The sequence below is a fragment of the Stagnimonas aquatica genome (assembly GCF_003730135.1).
Lineage (GTDB): Bacteria > Pseudomonadota > Gammaproteobacteria > Nevskiales > Nevskiaceae > Stagnimonas > Stagnimonas aquatica.
In genome coordinates this window covers 207,899-228,311 of record NZ_RJVO01000002.1, presented here as the reverse complement: position 1 = coordinate 228,311, position 20,413 = coordinate 207,899, and the positions used below count along the sequence as shown (strand labels likewise).

Annotated in this window: 19 protein-coding genes; 13 read left to right on the top strand and 6 right to left on the bottom strand. The window is 66.7% G+C overall.

The genetic code is table 11. The features are described 5' to 3' along the window. Positions 1–135 precede the first annotated feature (135 nt). Positions 136–1,020: a DMT family transporter gene (locus ED208_RS05520; protein WP_199720522.1), complete on the bottom strand. Its 885-nt coding sequence runs from the start codon at positions 1,018–1,020 to the stop codon at positions 136–138. 222 nt (positions 1,021–1,242) lie between these two features. On the opposite strand from ED208_RS05520, the gene ED208_RS05515 reads away from it, so the two are divergent. From ED208_RS05515 to ED208_RS05505, 3 genes are read left to right on the top strand one after another with little or no spacing between them, the layout of a single operon-like run. After that, a complete protein-coding gene (locus ED208_RS05515) occupies positions 1,243–2,931 on the top strand; it encodes a WG repeat-containing protein (protein WP_123210880.1) in 1,689 nt (562 codons plus the stop codon). A 7-nt stretch (positions 2,932–2,938) separates the two neighbouring features. After that, complete coding sequence (locus ED208_RS05510) at positions 2,939–4,678, top strand: SEL1-like repeat protein (RefSeq protein ID WP_123210879.1); 1,740 nt, start codon at positions 2,939–2,941, stop codon at positions 4,676–4,678. A 33-nt stretch (positions 4,679–4,711) separates the two neighbouring features. Beyond that, a complete protein-coding gene (locus tag ED208_RS05505) occupies positions 4,712–5,263 on the top strand; it encodes a tetratricopeptide repeat protein (protein ID WP_123210878.1) in 552 nt (183 codons plus the stop codon). Positions 5,264–5,333: 70 nt separating this feature from the next. On the opposite strand, the gene ED208_RS05500 is transcribed toward ED208_RS05505, so the two are convergent. Beyond that, positions 5,334–6,116 carry an SDR family oxidoreductase gene (locus ED208_RS05500; protein ID WP_123211217.1) on the bottom strand — a complete coding sequence of 261 codons (783 nt, stop codon included), beginning with the start codon at positions 6,114–6,116 and terminating at the stop codon, positions 5,334–5,336. Positions 6,117–6,217: 101 nt separating this feature from the next. Here ED208_RS05500 and ED208_RS05495 point away from each other — a divergent pair, with 101 nt between their 5' ends. The 3 genes from ED208_RS05495 to ED208_RS05485 all read left to right on the top strand — a co-directional run bounded on the left by ED208_RS05495 (position 6,218) and on the right by ED208_RS05485 (position 9,098). After that, positions 6,218–7,150, top strand: coding sequence for an AraC family transcriptional regulator (locus tag ED208_RS05495; protein WP_123210877.1), 933 nt, complete (start codon positions 6,218–6,220; stop codon positions 7,148–7,150). A 311-nt stretch (positions 7,151–7,461) separates the two neighbouring features. Further along, complete coding sequence (locus ED208_RS17040) at positions 7,462–8,460, top strand: ImmA/IrrE family metallo-endopeptidase (RefSeq protein ID WP_148044699.1); 999 nt, start codon at positions 7,462–7,464, stop codon at positions 8,458–8,460. Then, positions 8,460–9,098 carry a hypothetical protein gene (locus ED208_RS05485; RefSeq protein ID WP_123210875.1) on the top strand — a complete coding sequence of 213 codons (639 nt, stop codon included), beginning with the start codon at positions 8,460–8,462 and terminating at the stop codon, positions 9,096–9,098. The genes ED208_RS17040 and ED208_RS05485 overlap by 1 nt, the downstream gene beginning before the upstream one ends. 13 nt (positions 9,099–9,111) lie before the next feature. Here ED208_RS05485 and ED208_RS17035 read toward each other — a convergent pair whose 3' ends face one another. Both ED208_RS17035 and ED208_RS05480 read right to left on the bottom strand, forming a co-directional pair. Then, positions 9,112–10,047 (bottom strand): sce7725 family protein, encoded by a 936-nt coding sequence (locus ED208_RS17035; RefSeq protein ID WP_148044698.1) that lies wholly within the window; start codon positions 10,045–10,047, stop codon positions 9,112–9,114. A gap of 59 nt (positions 10,048–10,106) precedes the next feature. Beyond that, positions 10,107–10,826: a sce7726 family protein gene (locus tag ED208_RS05480; RefSeq protein ID WP_123210874.1), complete on the bottom strand. Its 720-nt coding sequence runs from the start codon at positions 10,824–10,826 to the stop codon at positions 10,107–10,109. A 315-nt stretch (positions 10,827–11,141) separates the two neighbouring features. Here ED208_RS05480 and ED208_RS05475 point away from each other — a divergent pair, with 315 nt between their 5' ends. The 4 genes from ED208_RS05475 to ED208_RS05460 all read left to right on the top strand — a co-directional run bounded on the left by ED208_RS05475 (position 11,142) and on the right by ED208_RS05460 (position 15,222). After that, a complete protein-coding gene (locus ED208_RS05475) occupies positions 11,142–11,561 on the top strand; it encodes a VOC family protein (protein ID WP_123210873.1) in 420 nt (139 codons plus the stop codon). 66 nt (positions 11,562–11,627) lie between these two features. Next, entirely contained in the window at positions 11,628–13,589 is a 1,962-nt protein-coding gene (locus ED208_RS05470) for a M1 family metallopeptidase (protein WP_123210872.1), read from the top strand. Continuing rightward, a complete protein-coding gene (locus ED208_RS05465) occupies positions 13,589–14,044 on the top strand; it encodes a metallophosphoesterase family protein (RefSeq protein WP_123210871.1) in 456 nt (151 codons plus the stop codon). Before ED208_RS05470 ends, ED208_RS05465 begins: the two co-directional genes overlap by 1 nt. Positions 14,045–14,220: 176 nt before the next feature. Beyond that, on the top strand, positions 14,221–15,222 hold the full coding sequence (locus ED208_RS05460; protein ID WP_123210870.1) for an LLM class flavin-dependent oxidoreductase: 1,002 nt from the start codon (positions 14,221–14,223) through the stop codon (positions 15,220–15,222). A 516-nt stretch (positions 15,223–15,738) separates the two neighbouring features. Here the strand turns inward: ED208_RS05460 and ED208_RS05455 are convergent. Beyond that, positions 15,739–16,338, bottom strand: a complete 600-nt coding sequence (locus tag ED208_RS05455; protein WP_123210869.1) for a DUF2946 family protein — start codon at positions 16,336–16,338, stop codon at positions 15,739–15,741. 69 nt (positions 16,339–16,407) lie between these two features. After that, positions 16,408–17,574 carry a glycerophosphodiester phosphodiesterase gene (locus ED208_RS05450; RefSeq protein WP_158608446.1) on the bottom strand — a complete coding sequence of 389 codons (1,167 nt, stop codon included), beginning with the start codon at positions 17,572–17,574 and terminating at the stop codon, positions 16,408–16,410. Positions 17,575–17,704: 130 nt separating this feature from the next. Between ED208_RS05450 and ubiA the strand changes: the two genes are divergently transcribed. From ubiA to ED208_RS05435, 3 genes are read left to right on the top strand one after another with little or no spacing between them, the layout of a single operon-like run. Further along, positions 17,705–18,559 carry a 4-hydroxybenzoate octaprenyltransferase gene (gene ubiA / locus ED208_RS05445; RefSeq protein WP_123210867.1) on the top strand — a complete coding sequence of 285 codons (855 nt, stop codon included), beginning with the start codon at positions 17,705–17,707 and terminating at the stop codon, positions 18,557–18,559. A gap of 4 nt (positions 18,560–18,563) precedes the next feature. Further along, a complete protein-coding gene (locus ED208_RS05440) occupies positions 18,564–19,442 on the top strand; it encodes an alpha/beta hydrolase (protein ID WP_123210866.1) in 879 nt (292 codons plus the stop codon). After that, positions 19,430–20,266: an alpha/beta hydrolase gene (locus ED208_RS05435; RefSeq protein WP_123210865.1), complete on the top strand. Its 837-nt coding sequence runs from the start codon at positions 19,430–19,432 to the stop codon at positions 20,264–20,266. The genes ED208_RS05440 and ED208_RS05435 overlap by 13 nt, the downstream gene beginning before the upstream one ends. Positions 20,267–20,413: the final 147 nt, after the last annotated feature.

Below are 20,413 nucleotides of genomic sequence, written 5' to 3'. Positions count from 1 at the left end.
CGGAATGGAAGTCTTCGGGCTTACCCCTCCGGCGCTGCGCGCCACCTCCCCTACAAGTAGGGGAGGCGCAGCGAATGCCTCCCCTGCGTGCAGGGGAGGTGGCTCCGTAGGAGCCGGAGGGGTCGCTTCTTGCCGCTACTGCGCCTCCGGCAGCACCGCCTTGGGACCACGCTCCTGGCGGATCAGGAACACGCCGGCCGCGACGATGATGGCCGCGCCGAGCAGGGTGATGCCGTCCGGCAGATGCCGCCAGAGCAGCAGGTCCAGCCCCAGCGCCCAGGCCAGCGCCGAGTATTCCAGCGGCGCGATCACCGAGGCCTCGCCGCGCGAGAAGGCTTCGGTGATGGCGATCTGCCCCAGCGTGCCGCAGAGGCCGATGCCGGCGATGATCGGCCAGTGTGCGGCTGCAATGCTCTGCCATTGCGGCGCCGCCAGCAGCGCCGCGCCGACGCCCATCAGCGTCATCAGCCAGAACACCATCGCCTGGCTGCTATCGCTGCGCGCCAGCACCCGCACGGTGATTGCCGAAAACGCATAGCCGCTGGCGGCCAGCAGCACCGCCAGTGCCGGCAGGCTCAGCAGGCCCTCGCCGCTGGGACGCAGGATCACCAGCATGCCGACGATGCCAAAGCCGATTGCCAGCCAGCGCGCCCGGCCCACCCGCTCGCCGAGCAGCGGGCCAGAGAGCGCGGTGATCAGCAGCGGCGCGATGAAGAACAGGCTGTAGGCGGTGGACAGCGGCAGCGTGCGCAGCGCGTAGGTGAAGCTCGCCATCATTGCGATGCCGAGCAGGCCACGGAACAGGTGCAGCGGCCAGCGGATGCGCAGCAGCGAGGCGGCGCGGCCGCTGGCGAGGATCCACAGCGCCACCAGCGGCAGCGAGGACAGGCCGCGCAGCGCCGCCATCTGCATGGGCGGGTAGTGCGGGCTCAGCGCCTTGAGCCCGGCATCCATCAACGAGAACAGCGCCACCGCCACCAGCATGGCGAGGATGCCTCTACGGTTGTCGGTGTGGGACATGGGTCTGCGCCTACGAGGGCCGGAAATCGGCGCGCAGCCTACACCGGAGGTCGCCGCCCTGCCGTCGCGGCGGTTCCGTGGCCCCCTCCCCATATGCGGAGTGGGCCCTGCCACGGGGTCTCCCTACAGTGACCGGGCCAGCGCAAGGCTTGGTGTGCCTACACGGCCTACCGCTTGCCGCTGGCGTTCCGGGGTCAGGGCCTCGTGCGGTCGGGAGCATCCATGCGAAACAAGGGTATCGGTTGGTGGTGCGGCGCGCTGATCGGCGTCGCAAACGTCTTTGGCGTGGCGGCTTCGGCTGCGGACATCCCGCTGGTTGGCGGTCTCAGCGCCCAGGGCCTGGAAGTGCCCTTCTACGAGGAGTTGATTCCGCCGCAGGAGGGCCTGCGCACGGTGCTCAGCAAGGGTCGCGTCGGGCTCGCCGACGCCGACGGCAACTGGGTGCTGCCGCCGCGCTACGGCTTCGCGCTGGTGCTCGGCCCCGACCGCTACATGGTCTGGGAAGACATGCAGTACGGCACCGGCCCCATGAGCGGCTATTTCAAGCTGATCCGGCCGCTGCACGTCGTCGACGGTCGGGGCAACAAGCTGGAGGAGGCGCCGCCCATCACCAGGGACCTGGAGTCGCTCTACACCACGCCGGTCGCGGGCCTGTTCAGATACCGGGCCGAGCGCGATGGTCAGGTCACCCGGGGGGTGCTCTCGGCCGATCTCAAGGTGGCGATTCCAGATGCCGAGGTGATGGACGATGAGAGCATCCTGATCGCCACGGCTGACGGCCGCCGCTCGCCGTGGTCCACCGAAAAGAGCAGCTCCTACGCCGAATTCATGACCGTGAAGGCGATTTATGACCGCGACGGCAAGCTGATCTCCGACCAGCCGCATCTGGGCAATGTCAAAGGCCAGGGCAGCGGCTTTCATCAGGGGCTGGCGGTGGCGTATGACGAGGCCAGCCTCCGCCTCGGCTACATCGGCCCCGATGGCGGCTGGAAGATCAAGCCGGAATTCTTCGCGGCCACGCCGTTCTACGACGAAGTCGCCCTGGTGGTCAGCGGGCGCAAGGGCAAGTACGACTACAAGGGCCTGTTGATCGACCGCAACGGCGAACGGGTCGCCAGCCTGCCCGCCGCGCGTTGCTACACCCCGGCCGAGAACGGCCGTGTGTTCGCGCAGGTCAGCGGCGGCGATGGCGACGACTACGGCTATCTGCTCGACTACAAGGGCAAGAAGGTCGCCACCATCGCCGGGTTGTTCTGTGGCGACAATCCGCGCCTGCGCTGGATCGACGCCGAGCACTTCGTATTTGGCCAGACGGTCTACTCCGCCAACGGCGAGACGGTGCGCTTTGGTCAGTTTCCGTTCCGCTACGACCGCGTCGAGCGTGTCGACCGGGCAAAAGGTCTGCTCTACGTCAGGGCGGGCGCCGACTACGCGCCGGGCAGCCTGGCGCAGCTCCGGGCGATGGAAGCCGATCTGTATGAAAACACCCAGTTGCGCCCGGTGGGTGGCGCCGACTGGTCGCGCCTGAAGGAGCCCGACTTCCATGTCTACTCGGTGGTGCGCCTGTACGCCGACGAGAGCTGGCAGTCCGGCACCAGCCTTGATCAGCACCTGATCACCCTGGCCGTGGAGGTCAAGGCCCGCGACGGCCGCAGCCAGCGCGATCCGCAACTGGTGCTGGCCACCGCCGGCTGTCGGCCGACACTCGGCATGCGCTTCATCGCCGAAGGCGTGCTGGTCCCGGAAGACCGCAAGAAGAACGACTTCGTCGACTACGAAACCTTCAAGGCCTTCATCAAGCAAAAGACCGGGGCCGGCTACGTGGTGCCTTCGCAGAGCGGCATCGCCTGCGACAGCTTCCGGCTGATCGACGGCGCCATTCCGCGCCCCGCCGCCACGCCGACGCGCTGAAGCCGCCATGCGCAAACACGTTCTGAAATCCTCCCTGCTGTGCGCGGCCTGGTTGCTGGTCAGCGCCACGGCTGTGGCTGACTGGCGCAGCCAGTTCGATGCCGACCGTTTCAGTGCCCGCATGGACGAGCTGTATCGCGCCGAGCAACGGTCCACCGCCGGCATCATCGCCGGTGCCCAGGCCGATATGGCGCGGCAGACCGCCGGCTATTACGCGCGCATCTCGGCCGAGCGCGATGCCCGCTATGCCGCCTTCCAGCGCGCCATGGCGCAGGCCGAGGCCGCCGAGCGCAGCGCCCGCGAGCAGGCCCGATCCCAGGCCGCAGCGCAGCCCGCGCCGCCTTCCGGCTACGACCTGCTGCAGCGCATGGAAGCCGAGGCGCGCAGCGGCAAGCCCGGGCTGGCGCGCACGCTGGGCGACGCTTATCGCGAAGGCGTGGGCGTGGTCGAGCGCGACGCCACCAAGGCGGCGAGCTGGTACGCGCTGGCCGCGCAAGCGGGCGATGCGGCGGCGGCCAGCACCCTGGGAGCGATGTATGCCCTGGGCCAGGGCGTGGCCAAGGACGATGCCGCCGCCTTCCGCTACACCCTGCAAGCGGCGCAGGCTGGCGACGAGACCGCGCTTGGCAACGCCGGCTCGATGTACGAGTTCGGCATCGGCACGGCCCGCGACGACGCGCAGGCGGTGCGCTGGTATCGCCAGGCCGCCGAGCAGGGCAGCGTGCGCGGCGCCAGCGGCTACGGCCGGGCGCTGCTGGTTGGCAAGGGTGGGCTCAGCGCCAACGCGCCGGAAGCCATGACCTACCTGCGCAAGGCTGCCAACGCCGGCGACAGCGCCGCGCAGATGTTTGCGGCGCAAACGCTCATCACCGGCAGCGGTGGCGTGGCACGCGATCCGCAGCAGGCGCTGCGCTGGTACGCCTCGGCGGCGCGCGACTTCCCCGCGCTCTATGGCGATCTCGCCAGCCTCTACGCCAACGGCAGCCAGTACGGCGTCGCGCCCGATTCCGCCAAGGTTCTCGAATACGCCCGCGAAGGCGCCAAGGCCGGCGATGGTCAGGCCAGCTACCTGCTCGCCGACGCCTACTTCAATGGCCGGAGCGTGGCCACCGACGAGAGCATCGGCCGGCAGTGGATCGCGAGGTCCGCCGAGGCCGGCTACCCGCAGGGCATCTACTCCTACGCGCTCTGCCTGCTGCGCGGCATCGGCGGCGAAGCCGATGTTCCGCAGGGCGAGCGGCTGCTGTTCAAGGCGGCGGAAGCGGGCGTGACCAAGGCGCAGTACGAGGCCGCGGTGATGCTGTTCCAGGGCGGCCAGACGGTGCAGCGGGATGTCCCGCGTGGGGTGAAGCTGATGCTCGCCGCCGCCGAAGCCGGACACGCCGATGCCCAGGCCAATGTCGCCGACTTCCGCGCGGTGGGCGAGCTGTTGCCGGCCGACCCGGTGGCGGCGCGCGACTGGGCGCGGCGCAGCGCCGAGCAGGGCAGCCAGATGGGCCTGATCAACTACGGCGACTTCCTGCTGCGCGGCGTCGGCGGCGCCGCCAACCCGCAGGGCGCGGCGCTGCTGGAGAAAGCCGTGGCGCTCGGCGAACCCTATGGCGCGCACGCGGCGCTGACCCTGGGTCAGTACTACCGCGACGGCCGCTACTTGCCGCGCGATCCCGCACTCGCCCTGCGCTGGCTGCAGCAGGCGCGCGCGATGGGCCACCCCGAGGCCGACCAAGAACTGACCACGCTGCACTGAACACGCACCCACTTTTCCTTCGAGGATTCTCCGATGACGGCTTCCCCTGCTTTCCTCCGCCCGGCCGCGACCGCCCTGTTCGCCGGCGCAGTGCTGGCCTTGAGTTCGCTGAGCGCCCAGGCCGGCAGCGCCAACGCGGTGGCACAAGCCGCCTATGACGAAGCCAGCCAGTTGTTCGAGCGGGAGAACTACCCGGCGGCCGTCGCCGCCTACGACCGCGCGCTGGCCGCCGACCCGGCCTTCAAGAGCGCGCTGCAGGACCGTGGCCTCGCCAAGCTGCGCGGCGGCGACTACGCGGGCGCGGCGGCCGACTTCAGCACCCTGATCGCCCGCGCCAAGGCCCCGGAGGAGACCGACGAGGCCTATGCCTACCGGGGCCAGGCGCGCGCCGGCCTCAAGGACTACGCCGGCGCGCTCGCCGATCTCGGCCGCGCCATCGAGCTGTGTCCGACCTGCAGCTACTTCTATTTCAATCGCGGCAAGGTCCGCTTGCAGATGGGCGCCAAAACCGAAGCGAAAGCCGACCTCACCGAGGCCGCTGATCGCGGCGTCGAAGAAGCGATGGAGTTGCTCGAAGGTCTGTGATCGGCCGGCGTCTGGCAACACAGGCCCAGCCGCTGCGAGCCTGCGTCGTTGGCGACCGCCGCAGGACTTCCTAGGTGCCGGCCGGCGTCAGCGAACGCGCGAAGGCCGGGGCGGTCGTCGCGGCCAGCGCGACGGCGTCCGCGCCGGCCGGGAAGCGGAGCTGATTCGACTGGTCATTGGCGGCCCGCCACACCGCCTCGGCAACCTCGATCTCGCGGGTGACCGCCGCCGGCTGCGCGAACAGCGCGAACACCTGCCGCGCGTAGCCGGCGTAGGCCTCCGGAATCAGGCCCTGCATGCGCGCGCCGCCGTTTTCGGTGAAGCGAGTGCTGGGGCCGTAGCCCGGTTCGACCAGTTTCACGGTCAGCCCGAAGCTCGCCAGCTCATGGGCCAGCGAGGCGGTGTAGGCCTCGATGGCCGCCTTGCTGGCCGTATACACGGCCACCAGCGGCATCGGCGCCAGCGTGGCGCTGGAAGTGACGTTGACCACCACGCCCGAGCGCCGCGCGCGGAACTGTGGCAGCAGCGCCTGCGTCATCGCCATCACGCCAAAGGTGTTGGTCTCGAACAGCTCGCGCGTGGTCGCCATCGGCGTTGCCTCGAAGGCGCCGAACAGGCCGATACCGGCGTTGTTCACCAGCACGTCGATAGGGCCGCTGGCGTCCACTAAGGCGGCGATGCTCTCGGGCTGGGTCACGTCCAGCGCCAGCACCCGCATGCGCTCGGATGCAGGCAGCAGTTCCGGGCGCGGCCTGCGCATGGTGGCAATCACTTTCCAGCCCTGGTCATGGAAGTAGCGCGCGGTTTCAAGGCCATAGCCCGACGAGCAGCCGGTGATGAGTACGGTTTTCATGGAGGTCTCCTGGTTGGTTTCCATGGACGCCACGATAGGGTGCCGATGAAGTACGATCTATAACGAATAGTCCAAATAGCGTTATTGATCGTCCAAATCTTATGGACCCTTTGACCGAAGTCATCGCCTTGCTCCGCCCCAGCGCGGTGTTTTCCAAAGGCATCAGCGGCGCCGGACGCTGGGCGGTGCGCTACTCGGTGTTCGGGCAACCGAGCTTCTGCGTGGTGCTGGAAGGCGGCTGCCTGCTGGCCGTGGACGGCGAGGCGCCGATCCGGCTGGAGCAGGGCGACTTTGTGCTGTTGCCGGCCACGCCGGGCTTCACCATGTCCGGCTTCGAGCCGGCCGAGCCGGTGGCGATAGACCCCAAGGTCAGCGCCAGCAGCACCGGCGAACTGCGCCACGGCAGCCGTGGCGGGCGCCCCGATGTGCGCCTGCTCGGCGGCTACTTCGTGTTCGACTCGCCGGACTCGGCCTTGCTGGTGTCACTGTTGCCGGCACTGGTGCAGGTGCGCGGCGTCGAGCGCTTGTCGGTGCTGGTGCGCTTGCTCAGCGAAGAGTCGCGCGAGAAGCGCTCCGGCCGGGAGCTGGTGCTCAGCCGCCTGGTGGAAGTACTGCTGATCGAAGCCCTGCGCGCCGCGCCCGGCGGAAGCGCACCGCCCGGCCTGCTGCGCGGCCTGGCCGATGCCCGGCTGGCACGCGCCATCCGCCACATCCACGGCGATCCCGCCCGGCCCTGGACGGTGGCCGAGCTGGCGAGAAAGGCGGCCCTCTCACGCTCGGCTTTCTACCAGCGCTTCACCAGCGCGCTGGGCCTGTCGCCGATGGAATACCTGGTCGCCTGGCGCATGGCCGTCGCCAAGGGCTTGCTGCGCCGCCAGGAGCTTGGCCTCGCCGAGATCGCCGAGCGCGTCGGCTACGGCTCGGCCAGTGCCTTCAGCACCGCGTTCAGTCGGTACGTCGGACAGCCGCCGAGCCGGTATGGGCGCCAGCCACCGAATGCGGTGGCTGGTGAGATTTTGCCGGGATTGGCTTAGTGCGGATGTCTAGCGAGGGCCGGTTTTGATCGTGTCGGCAACGGCGCCGAGTCAGAGACCGGACCGACTACAGCTTCGTTTTTGGGCTGATTTTGTCAGTGGCGACTGAGTGCCATTAGCGGACGCTCATGGAACTTCAACATCTCGTCCGCTAGGTGACCAAGTGGCAGTGATCTGGCAATAGGAGATGTGGTCGACTAAACCGACTCCAGCAAGCTAAACTCCACTCGCCGACAAATCGCGATCTCACAAAAAAAACATCAGGCGCCGGAGCGTTTTCGGCGAACTGGATGCATTGCGAGGGCAAGCAAGTGAGCGATTTCAACTCTTTATTAACCAGCATCTCTGCGCTGGGAATTGAAAGGCGGTACCTACTGCGGGTACTTCCAGAATGGATGCTGGCATATCCGCCCACCAGCACCACGGAACTTGTCGAAGCCAAAGTTCTGTTGTCCACCATTCTGGGGCTAGATCTAGAGGCACTGCTATCTGGGCATGGGGCAGCCTTTGCTACCCCGCCTTCCCCCCCCTTGTTCAAGCGTGCTTTAAAGGTTTCAGCTGAAGCCCTCACTCCGGCGGCTGCCATGTTTGGGGCGCTCGCAAGGTCAGTGGCGTCCGCTGTTGCCAGTCAGGTGCAGCAGCTGCCAGCTGACCCAGAAATGCTGAGGGTGGAGGTCCTCAAGTCTACTGGCCTCGTATGCTTGGAAAGCCTGCTGACTGCTCTTTGGCAGCACGGCATTCCTGTTGTCCATTTTTCGGACCTGCCCGACAAGTTCAGCCGGCCGGATGCAATGGTCATGGATGTAGGCGGCAGACCATGCGTGGTCGTTGGGGGGAAACGCCAGCACGCCGCATGGCAGCTCTTCTATGTTGCGCACGAGGCTGGCCATATCGCTCTCGGTCACCTGACGGAGAATGGCCTAATCCTTGATGCAGACATCGACACCTCTTCAGTTGAAAAAGATGACGAGGAAGATGAGGCCAATAAGTACGGATTATCGCTGCTAGCCGGATCGCGGGCGATTGACCTCCCCGCTAATCCATCACTTACCGGCACACCCCTAGCACGTCAAATTTCCAAGTTGGCTCGCGATCAGGCAATCGATGCCGGGCACCTACTGCTTCGCTTTGCTGCGCAAAACAACGCTTGGGCAGCAGCCGGGCAGGTGCTGAACTTAATCTCCGTCGATGAGCAAAAAGACGGTCCGAAGCTCATTAATCGGATCGCAAGAGCTCATCTCGACTGGGGCAATATGACCGATGAGGGAAGATCTTTCGTCGCTCGAGCTCTTTGCGTCGAGGCTTCTTAATGACTGCCGTCGTTGACAACGATGTGCTCGTCAAATCGACTCGCTACAACCTCTTAGACGCGACGACGAAGCAACTTGTCAGACGGCACAGCGGAGACGTGATTGTGCAGCACTCTCTAGCCGCCTCTTGTGACTTCGAGGGCCGCCTAAAGCACATCCGCTTGCTTGCAAATATCGGGCAGCGAGATACGTTGCACGCGGCAGTAAAAGGGTTCAAGACTCTGACGCTTTCACCAGAGGCGATAGATTTGCTGACGATTATTCCCAGAGGCGGGAACATCCAGTCCGGCGACGCGCTTTGGCTGGCGGCAGCAGCTGTAGATTCAAAAGTGACAATCTATACGGGCGACAAAAAAGCTCTCGTCGAAATCGCCAATAACGAAATGAGCAAGAGGGTGGCGGACATGCTGCGGGGGCGCTGCGTCATCTTCCCAGAATTGCTGCTAATGCTGATCAATGCAGAAATGTTTAACTCCGTTCGCGCAGGGGTGATGGCCGATCAGGGCTGCGACCCGGGCATCAACAATTTCTTCCCGAACGGCGTAAAAACTGCAAGGGCAGAAGTAGTGGCTCTGTTGCAAGCCGAAATAGCTGCTGCCCACAAAAGTACCCACGGCCTCGTGAATCCGCCAGCTTGACCGGCGAAAGGAACTAAGGCCGCCGGGCGAGTTGAATCATCAACTCGATGTGATGCTGGATGGAAATCCTTTTTAGCGCGGGCAGCCCAGGAAAGTGTGACCGCTGCTGAAGGACCTTAAGCTCATCGCAGGCTGACGAGAAATCAAGACGCCCGCGCTGCCTCGCTAGAAAGTCGATCAAATAAGCGAGAGCTTCTTGAAATTTGTCGCGAACGTCATCTGCGCGGTCATGGCTATCTGAAAGGAAATGTCGCATGCCCACAGTGCCGTCAGGCCGTTCGTAACTCAGGTGAATTGCTACCGCTCCGGGCCGCCCTCCACCCGCCGCGTAGAAATCCCCCGTGATGGTGTAATCCCCGAATGCATCGAACCCGGGAACACGCAGCCGAGCTGCGTACAGCTCATCAGTATCCGCAGCGTAGTCCTGATTCCGGGGACGCCGATTAAAGTGGTCGCTGATAGTCGCTTTCGGACCGGGCCACTGCCGCATATACCTGTCGGAACAGGTGTCGCCTCGAAACAGATGCCAAACAAGCAGCCCCGGAGCACGAGCTAAAGCATCGCGAAACGGGTTCGGTGCACCCGGCTCCGAATCGTGGAATACAGCAAATTCTTTCCGCCCAACAGCAGCGATGCGGCGTTCGAAAGTTGCCACATCCAACTCACTCGTAATCGCCACCACGGGTGTCATGCAGTCGTTCTCGTCGAATGCATTGATCGCAGCAAGAATCTGGCGCTGGGAAGGCGCGGAGTCGTACAAAGGCGTGGTTAACAGGAAACAGGGCAACTCTGCCTCGCTGGCCTGCCGCACCAACAACTCCACATCTCGCTGCTTATTGGTAACAGGCTGAAAAAATGGCTTACAGAGGTCTGAAGCCTTGATCAACGGACTAACGCGCAGCACTGCGGAGCGCTCGGATTGACGAGCGTGAAGTACAGGAACATACATAGCGGCCTCCCTAGGCCAGTGGGTTCTATTTGTTTTTCCCCACGAACACTATTCCTGAATTACAAGCGGGCGTCCAGTGCCTCAGCCACTACCCGATAGCCGGTCACCGTCAACTGCCTGCTTAGGCAGAGGTGCTTCATGCTATCGGGAGCTCCTTTTATTAGCTCAAGCTGGGCGCCATGAATCTCTCTCTTGCGCAGCACGTCAACCATGCTTTGATGCGCTTGCGCTGGCTCCATTTGGCGGAAGGAATTGAGGTAGTGCCGCCGACGATGAAGATTGGGACCGGCATACCGCTGCACGCCAAATGCCTCACCGATGTCCTCAATCTCCGACAGCCGAAGACTCTGAAAAATCGCGTCCGGATCAGTGTGCCCCCTGTTCGAGAGGGCTTCCTTGCGTGTGCTTAGCGATCCTTTCCGCGTAAGAACTACTTGCCCAACGTGGCCGGGGATTTTTTTTGCTACCGAGTCTGATATCACCTCAGACGTAACGACATAGACGCGATCAAATACCAACGAGTAGCGTGCCAGCTGCCTCGACAGACGATCAAAATCGTCAAGGTCGGTCTTGATTTCGTAAGCGGACGAAGTGCCGTTTATGACGGCGACATCTACTTTTACATCCTTGATCCAGAACTCCGAAAGCAGTCGCGCAGTCCGAAGAGAGTGCTTGCCAAGCAAGATGCGCTTTGTGATCTCGTTCTTGAACACATACTCATTCCGATAGCCAGCGAAGAGGCCTGCGTAGGCCTCGTCGTACACTGCGCGGATGGGCATGCCCCTGTATTGAGACAGGCACTCACAGTCTGACAGTATCGACTTGACGACTTTCGCACCTCGCCCTTCAGCTAAGGCTTTGTAGGTAGTAGTAGTGAACAAGCGCGACAACTGCACGGCACTAGGTCCTGTAATAGCTTTCGGAATAAGCGGGGTGCGCAATAAATGTCTGGAGCGCAGCGATAGGCTAGTTGCCCGCGACAAGACTGTCACGTTGGGCGCCAATGCCCGCTTTGGGCTGATCCCGGACGGAGCATCCGCCCGTACCCATGAAGGTACACCAGAGTTCCCTCTCCGGCTGGAGGCCGCACGATCATCGCTGCCAATCCCCGCACCACCATCAAACCCGCGCTGCGCTACCGCGATGCCCAAGCCGCCATCGCCTGGTTGTGCAAGGCACTGGGTTTCGAGCGACGCGCGGTCTACGAAGACGGCGAGCGCGGTATCGCGCATGCGCAGCTCACGCTGCGCAACGGGCTGATCATGGTCAGCAGCGCGCGCGATGACGCCTGGGGGCAGCGCATGGCGCAGCCGGACGAGATCGGTGGACGGGAGACGCAGTGCTGTTGCTTCACCGTCGCCGATGTCGATGCGCACTACCAACGCGCGGTCGCCGCAGGTGCCGAGATCATCGAGCCGCTGGAGGCCAAGGATTACGGCGGCAAGGGCTATGCCTGCCGCGATCCGGAAGGGCATCTGTGGTGGATCGGCAGCTACGATCCCTGGGCCGACTAGGCGCGTCATGCCGTGCCGGCCGCCTATCATGGGGGCCTCGAAACCCGTCGCCCTGCGAACTCCGCCATGCCTCGCGCTGCTGCCCTGCTATTGCCCCTGTTGCTGCTCACCGCCATGACCTCCACCGCTTGCCGCCGCAGTGAAACGCCCGCGTCGCCCGCCGCCGACACCCAGGCTCCGGCCGCGCCCAAGGTCGATCCGCGCCGCGACCTCGCGTCCTACGCCAATGTCGAGGCGCTGCGGCTGTCGGCGCTCAAGCTTGATCTGACGGTGGACTTCGAGCAGCGGCGCCTGATCGGCAGCGCCGAGCTGAAGTTGCAGCGGTTGGACGCCGCCGCGAAGGAGCTGGTGCTCGATACCCGCGCGCTGGAGATCGCCGAGGTGCAGGCGGCGGTGGGCGAGGGCGCCTGGCAGGCGACGAGCTACAAACTCGATGCCGCCGACCCGGTGCTGGGCAGCGCGCTGCGCATCGCCCTGCCGGCCGGTGCCGACCGGGTGCGGATCGCCTACCGCACTTCGCCCGAGGCCAGCGGCCTGCAATGGCTGGCGCCGGTGCAGACCGCCGGCAAGAAGCAGCCCTTCCTGTTCAGCCAGTCGCAGACCATCCACGCCCGCAGTTGGGTGCCCTTGCAGGACACACCCGGGGTGCGCTTCACCTACGAGGCGCGCATCCGCACGCCGAAGAACCTCTTGGCGGTGATGGGCGCGGAGAACGAGGCCAAGGCGCTGCTCGACGGCGACTACAGCTTCCGCATGCCGCAACCTATTCCCTCCTATCTGCTAGCGCTGGCGGTGGGTGAGCTGGGCTTTGCCAGCACCGGGCCGCGCAGTGGCATCTACGCCGAGCCAGCGATGCTGGAGCGGGCGGCGCGCGAGTTTTCCGACACCGAGAAGATGATCGAGGTGGCCGAAAAGCTCTACGGACCTTATCGCTGGGGGCGCTACGACCTGCTGATCCTGCCGCCGAGCTTTCCCTTCGGCGGTATGGAAAATCCGCGCCTGACCTTCGCCTCGCCCACGGTGATCGTCGGTGACAAGTCGCTGGTCTCGCTGGTGGCGCACGAGCTGGCGCACAGTTGGTCGGGCAACCTGGTCACCAATGCCAGTTGGCGCGACTTCTGGCTCAACGAGGGCTTCACCAGCTATGTCACCAACCGCCTGATGGAGGCGGTGTACGGCCGCGAGCGCGGTGACATCGAGCGCGTGCTGGAAGCCGAGGAGTTGAAGCGCGATCTGCCCGAAGTACCGGAAGCCCAACGCGCACTCGCCGGCCCGCCGCAGGAAGGCGATCCGGACAACTTCGCCGGCGCGGTGGCCTACAACCGCGGCTCGCTGTTCCTCTACAACCTGGAACTCGCCTTTGGCCGCGAGCGCTTCGACGCCTTCCTGCGCGAATGGTTTGACCGCAACGCCTTCACCAGCCGCACCACCGAGGACTTCCTCGCCTTTCTCGACGAGCACCTGCTCAAGGCGCAGCCGGAGCGGTTTGCGCCTGAGCTGGCGCGCGACTGGATCTACCAGCCGGCGCTGCCGGCCTCGACGCAGTTCCCGGCTTCCGATGCGTTCGAGAAAGTGGCGCAGGCCCGCAACGACTGGCTGGATGGCCGCATCAGCGCCAGTCAACTGCCGCTCTCCGCGTGGAGCGTGTTGCACTGGACCTACTTCCTCGACGGCCTGCCGGAGCGGGTGAGCGCCAGCCAGCTTGCCGAGCTGGATGCCGCCGCGCGGCTCACCAGCAGTCAGAACCGCTTCCTGCTGCGGAGCTGGCTGCCGCTGGCGATCCGGCACGGCTACGGCGCCGCCGACGAGGCGGTGCGTCAGCACCTGCTGACGGTGGGACGCATGTACTACATCCGCCCGGTCTATCAGGCGCTGCTGGCGACCGAGGCCGGCCGTGCGCGCGCCAAGGCGATCTATGCCGAGGCGCGTCCGGGCTATCACCCCATCGCCCAGGCCAGCATCGACAAGCTGATTGCCGAAGCGGAGGCTGAGGCCCAGGCCCGGGCCCAGGCGGCGACCAAGCCCTGATGCGCATCGGCGTCATCTCCGATACCCACGGTCTGCTGCGGCCGCAGGCGCTTGCCGCGCTTGCCGGCAGCGAACTGATTCTGCACGCCGGCGACATCGGCACGCCTGAGGTGCTGTCGGCCCTGGAGGCCGTCGCGCCGGTGCTGGCGGTGCGTGGCAACAACGACACCGCGCCCTGGGCGCAGGCGTTGCCGGAGACGTGCACGGTCGAGGCCGGTGGCAAGCGCTTCTACCTGCTGCACGATCTCAAGGCACTCGACATCGACCCGCTCGCCGCCGGCATCGACGTGGTGGTCGCGGGCCATTCGCACCGGCCGCTGGCGGAGCTGCGCGAGGGCGTGCTCTACCTGAATCCGGGCAGCGCCGGCCCGCGCCGGTTCAGCCTGCCGGTGTCGGTCGCGCGGTTGACGCTCCACGCCGACCGCGTGCAGCCGGAACTGCTGATGCTCGAATAGTGCGGAGGGTTCCCTCTTCCCTCGCGGGAGAGGTGCGTCGTGTCGTTTCGGAACTCGGCGGAAAGAAGGCATCCGCTCCGCTCGCACCCCTCTCCCCAACCCCTCTCCCGCAAGGGGAGAGGGGCTCTACGCGCTCACCTTGATTCGGGCGCGGGCGTCGCCATCGTCTTCAGACCATGTCGCTCTCCTTCCCGCTCTCTGTACTCGATCTGGTGCCGGTGCCGGAGGGCGGCAGCGCCGCCGAGGCGCTGCGCCGCACGGTGGAAACCGCGCGCCACGCCGAACGCCTGGGCTATGCGCGCTACTGGTTTGCCGAGCACCACGGCATGCCCAGCGTCGCCAGCGCCGCACCGGAACTCCTCATCGGCCATGTCGCCAGCGCCACCACGCGCATCCACGTCGGCGCCGGCGGCATCATGCTGCCCAACCACGCGCCGCTGAAGGTGGCGGAACTGTTCCGCACGCTGGCGGCCCTGCACCCCGGCCGCATCGACCTGGGCCTGGGCCGCGCACCGGGTTCCGACGGGCTTGCCAGCCGTGCCTTGCATGCCAGCGACGGTCACGAATTCCCGGCCCAGCTCGCCGAGTTGCAGGCCTTTGGCGGCAGCCGCGCCTTCCCCACCAGCCATCCCTACCGCGCCATCCAGCCCATGCCCGGCGATGCGCCGCTGCCGCCGCTCTGGCTGTTGGGCTCCAGCGGCGCCAGCGCGCAGTGGGCCGGCTCGCTGGGCCTGGGCTACAGCTTTGCCAGCCACTTCAGCCCGACGCCGGCGGGGCCGGCGTTCCGCGCCTACCGGGACAGCTTCCAGCCCTCCACTGCCTTCCCTCGACCGCATGCGCTGCTGGGGCTGGCGGCGGTCTGCGCCGAAACCGAAGACGAGGCCGACTATCTGGCCGCGACCATGGACCTCGCCTGGCTGCGCATCCGTCGCGGCGAATTCCTGCCGCTGCCCAGCCCGGAGACCGCGCTCGCCTACCCCTACAGCGCTCACGAACGCGAGGTGCTGCGCGAGTACCGCAGCCGCACCCTGGTCGGCACCCCGGCACAGTTGCGCGCCGGCATCGAGCAGCGCGTGCGCGACAGCGGTGCCGACGAAGTGATGATCACCAGCAATCTCTACGACCACGCGGCGCGGCTGCGCAGCTACGAACTGCTGGCGCAGGCGTTTGCTGCCTAGGCGGGTTCTTATTCCCTCCCCTGCGTAGCGGGGGAGGGCCAGGGAGGGGGCGGTTCGTCGCAGGTACAAAGGCACGCATCGAAGCACGCCCCCACCCCAACCCTCCCCCGCAGGCGGGGGAGGGAGTGAAGGAGCGAGTCGGGTTTGCGCTCTGAGCTCTTCTCGCCAGGCCGGCGCCCGCTTTGTCTCCCCTGCGCGAGTAGGGGAGATGTCACGCAGTGACTGAGGGGTAGAGCTGGGCGGCCGCAGCCGCTGGCCCGTGGCGCACCACTCCGTCGCCTGCGGCGCCACCTCCCCTACCAGGGTAGGGGAGGCAAAAGCAGGTTCGACGCCCCCTCCCCCGTAGGTGGAGAGGGGAGCTAGGCATGAGGCTAGCCAGGTATCTGATTCCCTCCCCTGCGTAGCGGGGGAGGGCTAGGGAGGGGGCGTTCGCCACGGGGACAGCGGCAGGCATCGAAGCACGCCCCCACCCCAACCCTCCCTCCGCAGGCGGGCGAGGGAGCACATGCCCGAAGACTAGTCGGGCGCGCGTTCGGAGGTCTTTTCGCCCGGCAAGGGCTGTGGCTCGGCGGCAAAGCCCAGCACCTGCGGCGCTTCGGCGCGGGTCAGTCGGTGCAGGGGCAGCGCTAGCTCGCCCCATTTCAGCCACAGATCAGTGCGCGAGCCCGCAGGCAAGGCCAGGGCCGTCGCCAGCTCGGCTTCTTCGACCGGCCCCTGCGCGCCGTGCAGATGCACGAGCAGCCACTCGGCTTCCTGGTCGCTGAGTGCCGCCGGGCCGTGCTCTGTGGCGAGCCAGAGTCCGCCGTCCTCGTCCAGCCAGGCGGCGGTTGGCGATGCGACGGCGAGGCCGTTGTGCGTGCGCAGTGTCTCGGCCTCGGCGCGCAGCACCAGCGGCGCGGTTTCCAGTTGCACATAGCCGCGCTGCGGGCCGTTCTGGAAATACCAGCGGCCGTGTTCGTCGGCGGCGTAGTTGCGGTCGAAGGTGTCGGTGATCTGCGGACGGCTGATCAGCTCGCCACGGATGCGCCAGCGGCCGCGCCGGTCCAGCGACAGCCAGCCGAACAGCGCCGGCACGTTCGGCCAGCGCGCCATCGCGCGTAATGCCCAGTCTTCCATCGCGGCTCGCTTTTGAGGTTGCGCGGCGATGGTGCAGAGCCGCGCCCGCGACGACAAGAGGGACGCTATCTAGCCTCGCTGGCGGCTCCGCCAGGCCGCCGCCAGCGCCAGCCCGGCCAGCAGCAGGGGCGGCAGGCCGCCGCCGAAGCTGCCTTCCGAGTCGCCGCCGCTTGAGCCACCGCTGCCGGAACCGCTGCCGCCCGAACCGCTGCCGCCACCCGAGCTGGAGCCACTGACCGGCTTGAGCTGCACGCCGCGCGTCCCGGTGGCTTCCCAGACATCGCCAGGGCCGAGATTGCTGGTGACGCGGCCGGCGATGCCGGGGCAGCCGTGCTCGAAGCTCGCGGGGTTGCCGCGCTGTTCCGGCGTGGTGCCGTTGCCGCGCGCGTCGATGGCGGCACGCAGCAGATCGGTGTTGTTGGTGAAGATGCCGTCCACGCCCAGCGCCAGCATCAGGTTCATCTGGGCGCTGTCGTTGACCGTCCAGGTCTGCACGTCGTGGCCGTTGGCGTGGAAGGCGCTGACCGCCAGCGGGTAGAGCAGCAGCAGCGCCGAGTTGGGGATGTAGAAGTCGATGTAGTCCGGGCCGCTGCCGGTGAGCAGCCAGGGCAGGGTGGTCTGATCCGGCACCGAGAACAGGAAGCCGGTGGGTATGCTCGGCGCCAGGCCGCGCATGCGCTCCAGGCTGGCGGCGTTGAAGCTCTGCAGCACGATGGTCGAGGACTGGACATTGCCGCTGGCGAGATCGCCGGTAGCGATCAGGCCCTTGCGGGTGAGCAGGTCCACCATCACCTGCTCGGCGCGGCCGCCGGCGGAGTCCTTGGTCTCGACGTGGAAGCGCATCTTCGGATTGACGCGCAGGTAGCAGTCGAGCTGCTCCTCGAAAGGCACGATGCGGGCGCCGGCGTATTCCGGCTTGGCCAGCGTCGGGTTGGCCTCGTTGAACCAGCTCCCGAAGTCGAACTGCCGCAGCTCCGCCAGCGTGAAACTATCGACGCGGCCGCTGCCGTCGCTGGTGCGGTCGATGGTCTCGTCGTGGATGCACACCGGCACCTCGTCCTTGGTCAGGATCAGGTCGCACTCGATCATGTCGGTGTCCTGCTCGATGGCGAGGTCGTAGGCGTTGAAGGTGTGCTCGGGCGCGTAGGCCGAGGCGCCACGGTGGGAGATGGCGATCTGCGCGGCCTGCGCCGGCAGGCTGAGCGCCAGCAGCGCCGGCAGGAGGTAACGCGGCATGGGAAAGGTCCGAAAAGAAACTGTCACGAGCTTAGGCGGTCGATGTGAAACGTCCATGACCTTTAAGCTAGGCGCCATCAACCCGCAATAGCGGCCGCGACCGTGCGCGGGCTGCCAACTCTTACCGCCGATGCTCAGCAAATTTCTCGACTATCTCCGGCTCTGCCGTCTGCACAAGCCGGTCGGCATCTGGCTGCTGCTCTGGCCCACGCTCTGGGGGCTGTGGTTCGCGGCCGAGGGGCCGCCGTCGTTCAAGGTGCTGTGGATCTTCGTCGCCGGCACGGTGCTGATGCGCTCGGCCGGCTGCGTCATCAACGACGTGCTCGATGCCGACTTCGATCCCGGTGTGGAGCGAACCAAGGACCGCCCGATTGCCGCCGGCCGGGTGAGCCGCCAGGAGGGCGTGCGGGTGTTCGTGGCGCTGGCGCTGATCGCCTACGGGCTCGCCACCAAGCTCAACACCCTCACCGTGCTGCTGGCGATCCCGGCGGCGCTGCTGGCCGCCAGCTATCCGCTGATGAAGCGCTGGATCGCCCTGCCGCAGGCCTATCTGGGCCTGGCCTTCTCCTGGGGCATCCCGATGGCCTACGCGGCGGTGCGTGACGAAGTGGACTGGGGCCCGGCGCTGCTGCTGATGGCCGCCAATGTCTGCTGGGTGATCGCCTACGACAGCTACTACGCCATGGTCGACCGCGACGACGATCTCAAGCTGGGGGTGAAGTCCTCGGCGGTGTTCTTCGGTCGCCACGACCTGCTCGCCACCGGCCTGTTGCAGGCCCTGGCGCTGGTACTGCTGGCGCTAGTGGGTGCCGAGCGCGGCGGCTGGTACTTTGCCGGCCTGGGCCTGGCGGCAGTGATCGCCGCCGGCCTGCAATGGCGGGCGCGCAGCCGCCGCCGCGCCGACTGCTTCCGCGCCTTCGAGCTCAGCCACTGGCTGGGCTTGGCGGTGTTCCTGGGCCTGGTGCTCGACTACCACTACGGCTGATCCCATGCGCCTGCTGTCCGTCTCGCTGCTGCTCGCCGGCCTGCTGGCACTGCCGGGCTGCGCCAGCCATCTCGGCCGTCCGCAAACGCCGGCCAAGCCCGAGGTGCATACCCGCTACCAGATCGCGCGCGATGTCATCTACTCGCCGCCGGGTTGGCCCGAGGTCCTGAAGGCCGACATCTACACGCCCGATCCCGGTCCGCGTTCGATCATGTTCCCGCCGCTGTACTGGCCGGCGGTGCTGCTGATCCACGGCGGCGGCTGGGAGGGGCCGGACCGTCGCGAGCTGATGGCGTCCATCGCCGAACGCCTGGCCAAACGCGGCTACGTGGTGATGAACGTCAACTACCGCTATGCGCCGCAGTACCACTGGCCGGCGCCGTTCGAGGATTTGCAGGAAGCCCTGAAGTGGCTGCGCGGCCATGCCCAGCAGTACGGCGTGCGCGGCGACCGTATCGCCAGCTTTGGATACTCCGCCGGCGGTCAGTTGGCGGCCATGCTCGGCGCGTTGGGCAACACCCCGGAAACCCGGGTTCAGGCGGTGGTGGCGGGCGGCACCGCCAGCGATCTGCGCAAGGTCGCCGAGCATCCCCTGGTGTTGCAGTTTTTGAATGGCAACCAGCAGACCTTTCCCGAGCGCTACCACGCCGCCTCGCCGATCCTCCAGGTCAAGCCCGGCGATCCGCCGGTGTTCCTCTACCACGGCGGCATGGACGGTCTGGTGAAACTCGATCAGGCCGAGGACTACCACCAGGCGCTGGATGCCGCTGGCGTGCCCAACGAGCTCTACATCCTGCGCGGTCGTGGCCACATCGGCGCCATCTTCACCGACGGCGGCGCGGTGGATGCGGCGCTGGAATTCCTCGACCGATGGCTGCGCTGAAGCCGCTGCTCTGGCTGCTGCTGGCGCTGCTGGCGGCGCCGGCGGCGCCGGCGGCCGAGCCGGTGTCCGGCACCGTCGCCTACAGCCTGCAGCGCGACCTCACCTACACCCCGCGCAGCTGGCCGCAGGCCCTGAAGGCCGATGTCTACCTGCCCGAGACCCGGGGCTGGCGGCCGGCGGTGCTGCTGATCCATGGCGGCGGCTGGGCACAGGGCAGCGGCCGCAAGGGCATGGCCACCATTGCCAAGGGCCTCGCCGAGCGCGGCTATGTGGTGGTCAATGTCGAGTACCGGGTGCTGCCGTACTGGCAGTTTCCGGCACCGCTGGAAGACCTGCGGGCGGCCTATCGCATGCTGGTGCGGCGGGCCGCCGATTTCCGCGTCGATACCAACCGCATCGCCGCCTTCGGCTACTCCGCCGGCGGGCATCTGGCGGCGCTGCTGGCGGCGACCGGCGCCGAGGCTGGCGTGCATCTGCGGGCGGTGGTCGCGGGTGGCGCGCCGGCCGATCTCAGCCGCTATCCCAAAGAGCCGGTGGTGCTGAGCTTTCTCGGCGGCGCGCTGGACACCATGCCGGAGCGGGTGGTGGCCGCCTCGCCGGCGCTCAACATCGACGCCAAGGACCCGCCGGTATTCCTCTACCACGGCGCGCGCGACGAGGTGGTGCCGCTGGCCGACGCCCAGGCCTACCAGCACGCGCTGGTGGCGGCCGGCGTGCGCAGCGAGCTGTACGTGGTGCGCGGCGGCGATCACTCGCGCAGTGCCATGGACCTCGGCGCGATGCTGGCGGTGCTGGAATTCCTGCACCGCGAGTTGCGGTCCTAGGGCGAATCGGCACTCATTGCATCGCTGCGGCCGAGGCTGTTTTGGCGCAGCGCGAGGAAGCGAGTCTGCGCAATACGTCGGTATTGAAGGACTTGCTGACGTGGCGATGCGCCAAAACAGTCCGGCCCCGAAGGGTTGCGGCCAAAA